Below are 12,805 nucleotides of genomic sequence, written 5' to 3' on the forward strand. Positions count from 1 at the left end.
AATTTTTAAAGTCCTTCTATGTACCAAGCTTCTTCTGACTTAAAAAAAGTTGTAATCATAGGCAATGGCTTTGATCTGTCACTTGGCTTAAAAACGAGTTATGGTGACTTTATTAAAAGCACTCAATTTCAGCAACTGCTAGACAATAAAAATTCAATTGCTGAAAAGCTCCATCAACGTTATAATGAAGCAAATTGGATAGATATAGAAAATCAGCTAAAGAAAATTTCAGTTTCTTTGAAAAAGGATGAGGACAAAGATATTAAGCCTGAATTTACACTACTCTGTGACGCATTAATGTCATATTTAGGAACAATTGATTACCCACAAATAAACATGAGTTCAAACGCAGTCAAATTCCTTGAACATGTTGTAATCGATGAGTGTATCATTTTAGATTATAACTACACATCCGCAACAGAAATTATTCTTAAAAAAATTGGTATAACAAACGGGGAAATATCAAGTTGGTTAAAAAAGGTACATGGATCACTTGCAGCAAAAAATATAATTTTTGGAATTGAGGATAGCGCAAAGATTAGAAAACGAGATGTGTTTCTTAAAAAGTCCAGTAACAATTTTTATAATGCTTTTGCTTTGGAAAAGCTTATGAATGCAAGTAGGGACTTACATATTTTTGGGCATTCCCTTGGTGAAAGCGACCATAGTTATTTTAAAAGCTTTTTTGTCGAAAGGACTAAACGTACCAACTTGGCCAAAGGGACAATTTATTTGCATCACTTTGGTTCAAACGCACTTGATAGCCTAAATTCTGAAATCGACCAAATGACGGGAAATAAAATGAATCTTTTTAAGCGTTATAGCCCTATTGAACTTATTGATAGTTCAAAATAGCGTCTTCTAATCAGGCAGGTGCAGGAGTGTTAAACAATGAAAAGCTGTTAGGAATGAAGCATGGTAGCTTTCCTATGCTGGCCTGTTACTACTCTCAGAACAAACATACCATCTCAAAAAATCGCAGGCCTTAGTAACAAATGGACACCGGACAGGAGTCAGGCGCCTGATGGATCAACACCAATTCTTTCTTTTACAATCACTGTTATATGCTTTGCTTTCTTAGTGTATATCTAAAAACACCAGTCTTCTCATTTCCCCATTTCCACCACCACTCCTTTCACGGTACAATTCAACTCCGGTTTCTTTTGCGTCGTGCGGTATTTTGACAGGTTGATCAGCAGCACGCTTGTAAGAATTACCACGAGGCCGGTGATCTGTAGCGGGCTCATGTGTTCGTTGGCGAAGAATACGCCGAGCAATACAGCTACCACCGGGTTTACATACGCATAGGTACTAACCTGTGTGGCCGACCGCACCTGCAGCAACCATACATAGGCACTGTACCCTACCAGTGAGCCCATAATGATTAAATATATTAGTGCAAACCAGGAATCTGCGGTTACAGCCTGCCACTGAAAACCACTCCATTCATGCCCTAAAAAAATACCCGGAATAAAAGCCAGGCCTGCTGCCAGCATCTGCCAGGCTGAACTTATGGTAGCCGTAGTTTTAGAGTTGTATTTTGAATACAAAGAGCCGCCTGCCCAACTCATGCTGCCAATAACGATCACCACCAAACCAACAATGGCCTTGCTGCTGTCGGGAGAAGCAAAAGCTTTGGTAACATTTTCGCTGAACAATAAGATAACACCCGCAAAGCCGATCACCAGCCCGGTTAATACAGAGCGGTTGCTAAAGTTTTCTTTCCACTTTGGTCTGTCGAGCAATACAAACCACAAAGGTGAGGAAGATACAAGGACCGCTACCAAAGAACTTGGCAACGTTTTTTCAGCCCATATAACAGCCCCATTGCCTACCAGCAGCAGCAACAAACCACTGATGATGGCGGGCTTTATCTGCTGCCAGGTGCCTATGCGTTCTCCCTTTATCAAACTCCACCCCATCAGTAAAGAACCGGCTATCAAAAAACGGATGGCGCCCAGCATCATCGGCGGAATGTGCAGCACCGCTTTGCGGATAAAAAAATAGGTAGACCCCCACACCAGGTAAACCGTGGCAAAGGCAATTACTACCAGCAGTGTAGAAACTTCTTTTTTTGAACTGGTTGGCATGACTTATTTTTTTGGAATGATTAGTTGTTGTTGCTCCTTTACGGTTTCCAGCACAATCACCGATTTGGTGGATGCGATGTTGGGTATTTTCTGAAAGGAGTTGCGCATTAAATTCATCAGCGATGCAGCATCTGCTATCCGCACTTTTACCAGGAAACAGTCTTCGCCGGCAATATGGTGCACTTCCTGTACCTCCGGAATTTTTGAAAGGGCCTGTGCCGTTTGACTGCTGCAGGTAAACCCTTCTGCCGACCGGATAAAAATAAATGCCAGCAGTTTCTGGTTCAGGGCAGCGGGATCAATCCGGGTGGTATACTGAAGAATCACTTTTTTCTGTTCCAGCTTTTTAACCCGTTCCAGCATGGCCGAAGGCGCCATTTTAAGTTCCCGTGCAAGGTCGGCATTGGAAATCCTGGAATTGTCCTGCATCAGTTTTAAGATGTTTAAATCCGTACTGTCTAAGATAAGTTCCATACTTGAATGTTTCTGTAAATGTACTATTATTCAGAATTAAATTCTAAATAAAAAATATTTACAGAACAAAAAGCTAAATATTTCCACATTCATGAAATTTTTTTTCTGGTAGTGATCTGTATGGCCTGAATAATTGCAGAGCAGAGCTTCAAAACGTCCTCATTTTATATCCCATTAGAGAGACAAGGCGAAACGATTTATATCAGTTGTAGTCTGTATGAAAAATCCCACAAAAAATAAATTACAACAGCCGGCATACCCGGTTCAAAGTATTGGTGAAACAGTATGCAGCTGTTGCCGGCGGATTTTGTTAACGATAGCGCAACAAATATTTCCAATATATTTAGGAGGCTTAAAACAATCATCCATCCGGGTTTTATCATTATCGATATGACGGAGCATACTAATACCAATTTGCTAAAAAAATAAACATGAAAAAGTCAATAAAAACAATTCCATTATGTGCATTTGCCATTGCAATTTTGCTGATGGCTTCCTGTAATAGCGGCACCAGGCCATCTGCCATAGTTGAAAATAAAAAAGATACCCTTGCCTGTTCCCCCGAAAGCAGTAAACTTGATACCGCTAAAATTGCTGCCGTTACCGGCATGAAAGGCACAGTAAAAAATGGTGAATATAAAATTACTGTTCCGCAAAATGACCTGCATATTGTAGTAGATGGTTTTAAAATAATCCCCCCCATGGGATTGGGTACGTGGATAGCGTTTACCCCCTGCGGGGATAGTGTAATGATGATGGGAGATATTATCTTATCTGAAAACGATGTAGCACCGGTACAGCAGGAAGTTATCAGGCAGGGTCTTTCCATTACCGCAATTCACAATCACTTTGTACGCAACCGGCCTAATGTAATGTATATGCATATTGGTGGTTTTGGCAATGCTGCAACTCTGGCAGCCAATGCAAAAGCTGTTTTAGACAAGGTAAGCCAGTCAAGAGGCGCAGATCCCAAAGCAGCCAAAGCTGACAGTGTGGTAAATACTTTAAATATCCCCCTGCTGGATTCTTTGATGGGACATAAAGGAGAAATGAGCAAAGGCGTGTACAAATACACCATTGGCAGACCCGATGTAATGCTGAGGGAGCATGGTGTTCCTATCAGCAGCTTTATGGGTTTCAATACCTGGGCTGCATGGCAGGGTACTCCTGACAGAGCCGCAGTTGCCGGGGATTTTACCATGCTGATGGATGAGGTGCAACCAGTAATTAAAACACTTATTGAAAATGGAATTGAGGTAGTAGCTGTTCATAATCACATGGTACATGAAGAACCAAAAATTTTCTTTCTGCATTACTGGGGTGTTGGCCCTGTTGAAAAGCTGGCAAAAGGATTAAAAGCAGCCTTAGACAAAACCGGAAAAGGTATGGGGCATTAAAATGTAGCAGAATGAGTCAATTAAAAAGTTATTGTATTGCTATTATACTGGCTGTTTTTTGTTTGGAAGGCTGCAACGCACAGTCTTCCAAACAGAGCCAGGCACTTCAACTGATTACATCCGTTGCTTTGCCCGGCGTAGCCGGCAGGATTGATCATCTTGCATTTGACAGTGCTACCGGACATATTTTTATAGCCGCACTCGGAAATAACAGTGTAGAGGTGGTTGACTTAAGAACAAACAAAATTATTCATAGCATCACCGGTTTAAGTGAGCCGCAGGGGATCGCTTTTATCACCGGGAAAAACATGCTGTTTGTGGCAAATGGTGGTAACGGCGCATGTGCTATTTTTAACACAGCAACTTATCAGAAAATAACGTCGGTTCAGTTACCAGGCGATGCCGATAATGTGCGCTATGATGCCGTAAACAAAAAAATTTATGTTGGTTATGGTGAAGGAGGTATTGCAGTTATTGACGTAGCTACATTAAGACAGGTTGCAGATATAAAGCTACAGGGGCATCCTGAATCATTTCAATTGGATATTGCAGCAAAGAAAATCTATGTAAACGTACCCGGCAAACAACAGGTTGAAGTGATCGGTTTGGAAAAGCAGGTGGTAACAGACAGATGGAAGTTGACAGCTGCTAAATCGAATTTTCCAATGGCATTAGATGTTATCAGTCGCCGGCTATTTATTGGCTGCAGGCACCCTGCAAAATTGCTGGTACTGGATACTGATTCAGGAAAACTGATTACAGCTTTTGATACCGATAGTGATGTAGATGATATTTTTTACAACCCAAAAAACAGCAGTATTTATTTTAGTTGTGGTGGTGGTTACATTGATATTTTTAAGCAGGAAACTCCCAACACTTATACTTTAGTTGAGAAGATACCTTCCCGGTCAGGGGCAAGAACCTCGCTCTTTCTTCCGCAATCAAACCGGTTAATAGTTGCCAAGCCAAAAAGTTTTAACAGTGACGCAGCATTATTGGTTTATGGTATAAAAAATTGAGCTGGTACCTGGAAGCATCAGTACTCGCTGAACTATCTTCTTTAAGCGTGACCTGTAACCTAAATAAACGCAGGATGGCATTGTACAATCTACTCCACCGTTTTGGCTTCGTGCAGGTCGAAATATTATTTATTGCTTATTTTTCCGGCTGGTTTTCCTGTACCAGGGGCAGGTACCGTTTTCTGTTATCGTACATTATCCAAATTAATATCGCAAAGAGAATGATTGAAACAGGTAAACCACTAGTATCCTGTACTATGGTAGTCAAAAATATTCCTGTCATCACAGGGAAAATAATCAAAGCCCCCAGGGCTCTTGTTCGTGGAATGATTATTAAGATGCCGCCAAGGATTTCTGCAACTCCAATCAGCGGCATAAGCCAGCCAATTGCTGCCACTGCAGCCATCGCTTTTAAAAATTTAGCGGGTAAATTTTCCGGTGCGGGCATATAATTAAAAAATTTGCTAAGCCCGGCATTTATAAACATCAGGCCAAACAACAGAGACACTATAAACAATAATTTAGTTTTCACTGTACTTTTCATTTTAATAAATTTATAAGTAAGGTATTGCTCACCTGGTAACTTAATGGGATGAAAATACAACACTTTCAAACGATGTAAACCTGCTCATCACAAGGGATTTGATTCATGCCATCCCGATGTACGCAGATAACCTGCTCTACTCCTCTCCCAGCCCCAACCGCATTTCTATTAAATTTTTAGCAAAGCCCATTTTTTCATACGCTTTGATGGCGGGCTGGTTATCAAAATATACTTCTAAACGCAACTCTGTAATTTGCCGCGATAATGCCCAATTTTTCAATGCTTCCAGTATAAGGGCATTTACGCCCCTGCCCCTGTATCCGGGCACTGTATACATAAACCCAAGGTAAGCGTGCCGCACATGCCTGTAAAACAGTTTCGACTTTTCAATACGGGCGTAACCGGACGCGATGAGTTGATTACCAACTACCGCAACCAGCAGTTCTGCATCCTCCCCGGCTATCAGTTGCTGCAAATTGTAGTATTGAATGGGATCATCTTTTAAGGTAATATCAAAGGGACGTTCGGCACTGATAACCCCTTGTTCAAACTGCAGCAGTGTTTCCATATCTTCCTGCCTGGCTTTTCTTATTGTTATTTGTTCCATCAGTTATAGTAAAATAATTTTTGCAAACTTAGCATTTTTCGCAGGGCCAATTCATTACGCTGTTTGCAAATTAAAGCGGCCGGCACCCCGGCGCTGGCTGCGGCTATCACATCAACAATATGCGCAGCTGGTTACAAATAAATAAATAAAAATATCCCCGGTGGTTACATTTCGGTTTTTCCGCATTGTATAAACCGATTTCCCGATTTTGAAAGCCCTGCCCTTTTTGTTTGATTTCCTTTGCATTCTATTCTAACAATATAAACTGATCATGAACATACAACTAACTGCGATTTTCTTTTTTCTGTTTTGCAGCGCCGCCTGCGCACAAACAGGCACCATACAGGGCCGGGTTATAACAAGCGATGGACAACCTGCCAACAGTGTAACCATCACTGTAAAGAATACTGTAAAAGCTACACAGTCTGGCACAGACGGTACATTTATACTGCGCAAAATAAATGCCGGAGAGCAAATACTCGTTGTTTCTTTTGTGGGTTTGAAAACACAGGAAACGTCCATAACAGTAACAGCTGATCAAATAAGTGAGGTGAATGTGACGCTGGATGAAAGCATGAAAAAGATGGATGAAGTAATTATCAACAGCAACCGTACCCTGAATCATAAAACACTTTCTTCTGCCAAATCGTTGCTTGGGAACATGGATCTGCCGCAAACTGTTGGGGCTGTAAGCAACACGGTTATCCGCGATCAGCAAGCAACCCGGGTAGGCGATATTGTAAGAAATGTAAGCGGCGTGTCCATTACACAAACCAGGCTGGGCGTTAATGAAACTTATACCGCACGTGGCTACAGTATTGGTATTAATGGCGGCGCAGGCAGCATTTTAAAAAATGGATTGGTAAGTAATATCGCCGGTATGCCGGAAGCTGCCACGCTGGAAAGTGTGGAAGTAATGAAGGGCAGCAGTGCTATGTTGTATGGCAATGTATCCGGTGGATTGATTGTAAACCTGGTAACAAAAAAACCAAAGTTTGAATATGGAGGCGAAGTAAAAATGCAGGTGGGCAGCAACAGCCAGTACAAACCGATTGTTGATTTGTATGGTCCCATTTTTAAAAACCTCGCGTTCAGAATGGTGGGAACGTATGAAAATGACCGCAGCTTCCGCGACGTGGTAAAAACCAAACGCACTTATTTTAATCCCTCTTTTTTATACAATATTGGCAAAAAAACAACGCTGCTGGTACAGGGCGATTACCTGGATGCAAAGCTTACCCCAGACTTCGGCATTGGTACACTGGACAGTGGACGGGTACTGCCTTCCAACATTCCTGTTTCCAGATTTATCAATGTGCTTTGGGCGTATAACAATGTAAAACAGCAGTCCGGCGCTTTTAATGTAAACCACACTTTTAACGACAGCTGGCAACTCGCGTTCAGCGGATCGGTACAAAAAACGGATGTCAATTCTTTTGGCGCAGGCCTGCCCAATGTAGTGAGCAAAACAGGCGACTGGAACCGCACACTGGCAAGAGCGCACAGCATTGAAAAAGACTATACAACCCAGGTAAACCTGAACGGGAAATTTACAACCGGTAAAATTTTGCACCAGGTTTTGGTGGGTACTGACTTTACAAGAGTTGAAACCCAAACAGATGCTTTTAAAATCACCAGTAACGGAACGGTTGTTACCACTTACGATAAAATAAATATACTCGACCCCAGCCTGTACACACGCCGCAACGATATTCCCGATGCGGCCGTTACCACCGCTACCACTGCCCCCAGTAACCGTGTTGGTATTTATGTACAGGATTTTGTAAACCTTACAGATAAAATAAAATTGCTGGCAGGTGTAAGATGGAGCTACCAGGAAACGGTACAGACCAGCATCTTCACCACAGCTACGCAAGCCACTACAAAAGGCGCTGCAGCAACAGCCAACAACCAGGCCTTCTCGCCCAAACTGGCCATTGTGTATCAGCCAACCAAAACGACTTCTGTATTCGGCAGCTACTCCAATAATTTCACCATCAATACCGGTACGGATATTTACAGCCAGTTGCTGAAACCTTCTATCGTTGACCAATATGAAGTGGGTGTTAAAAACAATTTCCTGAATGACAAACTTTCTGTCAACTTCAGCATTTATAAAATCATCAACAGCAACCTGGCACAGCAGGCAGAATTTAAAGCGGACGGAACTTTGAATTCGGACGCTACTGTAAAAGAATTGAAAGGCCAAACAACCAGCGACGGACTTGAACTGGATGTGAATGGTACTATATCAAAAAACATTTATTTTATTGCGGGCTATGGTTATAACAACATGCGCTTTACAAAAACCTCCGGCGCTAAGGGATCTAATATTGAAGGCGAACAGGTGGTGATCAATCCGCACCATACCGCTAACTTCACTGCGTTTTATACTTTTAAGAAAACCGCAGTAAAAGGTTTAAAACTGGGCATTACCGGCTTTTACACCGGTGATCGTTTGGGTGGTTACAACAATACCATCGGGCAGGTACAGCTGGGAAGCAGGCTGCTACCGCTTCAGGGATTTACAACGGTTGACCTTTCCGCAGGATACAGCATTAAAAAATTATCACTGCAATGCAAACTGGCCAACGTGTTTAATAAAGTAAATTACCTGGTGCATGATAATTACAGCATTACGCCCATTACGCCGAGGCAGGTAGTTGCTACCGTGGGATATAAATTTTAGTTGCACAGCACGACTATTTTTTTAAAGCTGGAACCACCATTTTATATGGGGGTGCTTTTTTATATATCTGCAAATAAAAATAACTACACAGCAATGGTGTGAATAGTATGTTCAATCATTACTTAACAAGCTGGTTGCCGGAGGTAGTTGTAATAAGAATTTAACGGAGGTTAATTGCCTGAACGCCGCAATAAATTAACGCCAATAAAATAAGGCATTATAAAAGGGATGGCTGGAATGGACACTGCATAACCGGCGGTAACGAATGGTTCAGGGCAACAGGTAGATAAGAGAACGATAACAAAAGCAAGTACGCTAACAGCAACATAAATTCTTGCCGGTATTTTGTTGAACAGGCCCGCAAGATTTAATGATACGGCAAAAGCTGCAGTGGCTAAATAAGTAAGCGCTACTTCAACTACCGAGATCATGCTAAACAAAGCCCTGACAGGCTTATACCATTCAGGCATTTTTTCTGAACCCGATGCTGCTAAAATGTTGAATGCAGCTGTTAAAAAATATCCCCAGAAAATCATATTGATGATAAAGAGCGGAATAAAAATAAGGATGGCAACAAAACCAAGTTGCGAATAAAAATGCTCTCCTTTCTTTTTCAATTTATCCCGAACGACGGCAAATCCAAACACGATAAAAATACCGGCAAGAACCAGTATAGAATATCTTACCTGCTGTTCAACATCCGTGGCTGTCCATTCAGTTGCTGTTGAAGGAGGTGGCCCGAAGCCAAAGAAAATAGAAACTAGTATCCAGGGTACAATTAAAAAGAATGCACCCAAGGCCAACTCTCTTTTTTCAGCATCGGCATTTCTTACAACATTCAGCCCCAGCACCCAGGCGGCGGTTATCATCAGGCAAACATTGATGATCCAAACCGGCAGGTAAATGGTATAACTTATATGACCAACGCCAAAGCCCAGAATTGCCGTCACTAAAGGGACAACCGAAAGATAAATATGACTTAGTTTTTTTGAAAGGCTGGTTTGCATCTGCAGGGGTTTGAATGAAATTATTATTCCTCTCCCGGCTGCTTCAATTTCCAGCCTGTTTTTGCTTTTTCAACCTCTACCATTTTCTTTACATCCGCCAATAATTTTTTTGCATCGTACACAATGCCGTCTTTAATGGTATACTTGATTCCGCCTGCCCTTACTACTTTATTATCAGCTGTAACCTTAATGGTTCCTGTGCCATACAGCACCTGTAAATTTTCCAGTGGGTTCACATCAATGATCACCATGTCGGCCAGTTTGCCCACTTCTACTGAGCCTAAATCTTTTTCTGCACCCAGTGCCTGTGCTGCATACAAGGTGGCAGAACGAACTACTTCCAAAGGATGAAACCCTGCTTCACGCAGCATCTCCAGCTCCCTGATATAACCAAAGCCATAGGTTTCATAAATGAAGCCATCATCGCTTCCGGCAGTAACCCTGCCGCCACGGTTTTTATATTCATTTACAAAAGTCATCCACAGACGATAGTTTTCTTTCCAGGCAATTTCATCTTCTGTTCCCCAATGCAGCCAGAAAGAACCATGCGATTCCCGGCTGGGTTCATAAAATTTCCATAAGGAAGGCAGGGTATAATTGTCGTGCCACTCCAGTCTTCTTGCACGCTGCAAATCCCGGGTAGCATCGTAAATATTAAACGTTGGGTCCAATGTAAAATCAAGTGCAATCAATTCATTCATCACCTTGTTCCATTTATCACTGAAAGGTGGTGCTGCCTGTTTCCATAGCCTGCCAGCTTCCCCAAAGCGATCGGCTTCATTGGCGTAATTATAATTGAGCGAATAGTTCTGGATCGTTTTATCATCAAACATCGCTTCGGGCAAACCATACCAGTGTTCCATTGACGTTAAGCCTGCCCGTGCAGAGTTCAGCACATTCCAACGAGCCACATCCATTTGTGCATGGTGACAGGCGCTGCGCAAACCCAGTCTTTTATTTTCCCTTAATGCGGCATCCATTATTTGCGGTGCGGCGCCAAAAAACTTTACGCCATCTGCTCCTTTTTTTTGATTTTCTCTTACCCAGGTGATAGCCTGCTCCGGGGTACTGATGGGCTGTTTGGCTCCCTGTCCAAAAAAGGAGTAGGCATAAATACGGGGCGCTGTAATTTTATTTTCAGCGCTTAATTTTTTTTCATCCAGCACCCATTCAAGACCGTTGCCACTTCCCGGTTCCCGAATGGTGGTAATGCCATGGGCCATCCATAATTTAAACACATATTCAGCAGGCGTGCCCTGTTCTGTACCACCAATATGTCCATGCATATCAATAAAGCCGGGTAGCAAATACATACCTTCTGCCTGTATCTCTTTACCACCTTCTTTCAGTTGCGGACGGCGTTTTGGATCGATGGAAACGCCCGGTGCGCCTACATTCGCGACGTTTACAATGCGGTTGTTCTCCACAACGATATCGACCGGGCCGATGGGTGGTGCGCCCGTGCTGTTGATTAAGGTAACGCCGCGGATAATCAGTTGCGGCCATGGCCCCTCACCATCTTTCACCAAAGGTGCCTTGGCTATTTGTGCAGTTACCGCATTAAAAATTATTGCTGAAAAAATAAGCAGAATGGTTGAACGCATAAGGAGTAGTTGAATACGTAATTTACAAAGTTTTGTTTAGCGAAAACTAAATTGCGTATACACGGCCCACGATAGTTCTTAAGTGTCTACATTTTGAAGTAGCGTGTTTTAATAATGTTTGAGGGAAATGATGATGTGTGAGTTTTGAAATTTAGATCTGCTGATTGGTAAGAGCTGCCAGCATAACCTGATATTTTAAAGTGTAGCGCCAGTCTGGAAACTTAATCGATAAGGTCGCCAACCGCCAGGAGGATCCCATTCACATGAACAATAAATAATATTGTTTTCAAAAGAATTAATTATGACTCCGTCTATCGCAATTGACTCTGACTTCCATTTAACTTCTCCGTCCAATGAAAGACATGTAACATCACCGGCAGAACAAACAAATATTTTATCGTCGTATATTCTAAAGTTGCCAAAATATCCATCTAATGAAATTATAGTTTGTTTTCTCGTGTTTAAATTAAACATCACAAAAATATCGTCCCATCCAATAAGTGCGATATCATTGAATATTTGAGTATTTTTAAAAGGAGATGAATTTCCAGGAGTAATTTTTAAATTCAGTATGGGTTCATTGTTTCTTTTCTCTTTAATGAGAACGAAAATTGATTCCGTCGAATTTTCGTCTGGTAAAGGTTGTATTACCGCAGTCTCGACGGACGTGTTTTCGTCATTTCTAAATGTTGAAAAGTAATTTGGCATTATAAGATTTTGGATAACATTTTATTTACGAATTTGTACAAAGTTTTTTTTACTCCTCGACTATTGCGATTATAATAAGCATGTCCGCAATCTATTTTATTGAGGAAGCCTGATAAAGATGCATTATAATTTACCACTGCGACATCCGCTCTATCCCTTTCTTAATTCCGCTAATTATCATATTACCATACCCATCGTCTGGCAGCTTATTAGAAGATAATAACGCTAATTGATAGTTTTCTTTCGCTTTGTCAAAATCCCCTAAATCTTCATAACATTTTGCGATGTTGAGGTAAAGAGAGGGATAGTTTGCCTGCATTGTTTCATCCTCTATTTTCAATGCCGCTTGTAAAGCAATTTTGTCCCACTTCAATTTGTCCGCAACAGTTTTTTGATGTCTTGCAATATAATGAGCGGAAATAAATTTTTCAAAGTCATTCGCAGCTTCTTGCCAGGCCAGCAGGAATAGTTTATGGGCTTCTTCTGTTTCACCGTTTCCTTCCAGTTCCATGCCTTGTGCGCAAAGCTTAACAATGCTGTTATCAGGATCAAAATTCATTCCTTCTCATTTTTTAATTCAACATAATATGCATTTTTATCTCCATGCACTTTACAAACGGAGCACAGTCAGAATCAACTTAAAACATCGGCAAGTCAAAAGCACTC

Annotated in this window: 12 protein-coding genes; 4 read left to right on the forward strand and 8 right to left on the reverse strand. The window is 41.7% G+C overall.

Annotation, left to right across the window (positions count from 1 at the left end):
• The first annotated feature begins 18 nt into the window (after positions 1 to 18).
• Complete coding sequence (locus QWZ08_RS17390; protein WP_290338778.1) at positions 19 to 855, forward strand: AbiH family protein; 837 nt, start codon at positions 19 to 21, stop codon at positions 853 to 855.
• 251 nt (positions 856 to 1,106) lie between these two features.
• Here the strand turns inward: QWZ08_RS17390 and QWZ08_RS17395 are convergent, their stop codons facing one another.
• Both QWZ08_RS17395 and QWZ08_RS17400 read right to left on the reverse strand, forming a co-directional pair.
• The gene (locus QWZ08_RS17395) at positions 1,107 to 2,090 is read right to left on the reverse strand and encodes an EamA family transporter (protein ID WP_290338779.1); all 984 of its coding nucleotides are present in this window, start codon (positions 2,088 to 2,090) and stop codon (positions 1,107 to 1,109) included.
• 3 nt (positions 2,091 to 2,093) lie between these two features.
• Positions 2,094 to 2,564, reverse strand: coding sequence for an Lrp/AsnC family transcriptional regulator (locus QWZ08_RS17400; protein WP_290338781.1), 471 nt, complete (start codon positions 2,562 to 2,564; stop codon positions 2,094 to 2,096).
• Positions 2,565 to 2,995: 431 nt separating this feature from the next.
• Here QWZ08_RS17400 and QWZ08_RS17405 point away from each other — a divergent pair, with 431 nt between their 5' ends.
• Positions 2,996 to 3,961, forward strand: coding sequence for a DUF1259 domain-containing protein (locus QWZ08_RS17405; RefSeq protein ID WP_290338782.1), 966 nt, complete (start codon positions 2,996 to 2,998; stop codon positions 3,959 to 3,961).
• Positions 3,962 to 3,972: 11 nt separating this feature from the next.
• Positions 3,973 to 4,980 carry a YncE family protein gene (locus QWZ08_RS17410; protein ID WP_290338783.1) on the forward strand — a complete coding sequence of 336 codons (1,008 nt, stop codon included), beginning with the start codon at positions 3,973 to 3,975 and terminating at the stop codon, positions 4,978 to 4,980.
• Between the two features lie 136 nt (positions 4,981 to 5,116).
• Here the strand turns inward: QWZ08_RS17410 and QWZ08_RS17415 are convergent, their stop codons facing one another.
• Together QWZ08_RS17415 and QWZ08_RS17420 are read right to left on the reverse strand one after the other, a co-directional pair.
• Positions 5,117 to 5,524, reverse strand: a complete 408-nt coding sequence (locus QWZ08_RS17415) for a DoxX family protein (protein ID WP_290338784.1) — start codon at positions 5,522 to 5,524, stop codon at positions 5,117 to 5,119.
• Positions 5,525 to 5,660: 136 nt separating this feature from the next.
• Positions 5,661 to 6,131 (reverse strand): GNAT family N-acetyltransferase, encoded by a 471-nt coding sequence (locus QWZ08_RS17420; RefSeq protein WP_290338785.1) that lies wholly within the window; start codon positions 6,129 to 6,131, stop codon positions 5,661 to 5,663.
• A gap of 271 nt (positions 6,132 to 6,402) precedes the next feature.
• Between QWZ08_RS17420 and QWZ08_RS17425 the strand changes: the two genes are divergently transcribed.
• Entirely contained in the window at positions 6,403 to 8,820 is a 2,418-nt protein-coding gene (locus tag QWZ08_RS17425; RefSeq protein WP_290338786.1) for a TonB-dependent receptor, read from the forward strand.
• A 170-nt stretch (positions 8,821 to 8,990) separates the two neighbouring features.
• Here QWZ08_RS17425 and QWZ08_RS17430 read toward each other — a convergent pair whose 3' ends face one another.
• From QWZ08_RS17430 to QWZ08_RS17445, 4 genes are all read right to left on the reverse strand, one after another.
• On the reverse strand, positions 8,991 to 9,827 hold the full coding sequence (locus tag QWZ08_RS17430; protein ID WP_290338787.1) for a hypothetical protein: 837 nt from the start codon (positions 9,825 to 9,827) through the stop codon (positions 8,991 to 8,993).
• Between the two features lie 23 nt (positions 9,828 to 9,850).
• A complete protein-coding gene (locus QWZ08_RS17435; RefSeq protein ID WP_290338789.1) occupies positions 9,851 to 11,431 on the reverse strand; it encodes an amidohydrolase family protein in 1,581 nt (526 codons plus the stop codon).
• A gap of 195 nt (positions 11,432 to 11,626) precedes the next feature.
• Entirely contained in the window at positions 11,627 to 12,139 is a 513-nt protein-coding gene (locus QWZ08_RS17440) for a hypothetical protein (RefSeq protein WP_290338790.1), read from the reverse strand.
• Positions 12,140 to 12,269: 130 nt separating this feature from the next.
• Positions 12,270 to 12,698 carry a tetratricopeptide repeat protein gene (locus QWZ08_RS17445; protein WP_290338791.1) on the reverse strand — a complete coding sequence of 143 codons (429 nt, stop codon included), beginning with the start codon at positions 12,696 to 12,698 and terminating at the stop codon, positions 12,270 to 12,272.
• Positions 12,699 to 12,805: the final 107 nt, after the last annotated feature.

The sequence above is a fragment of the Ferruginibacter paludis genome (assembly GCF_030409685.1).
GTDB classification, from domain to species: domain Bacteria; phylum Bacteroidota; class Bacteroidia; order Chitinophagales; family Chitinophagaceae; genus Ferruginibacter; species Ferruginibacter paludis.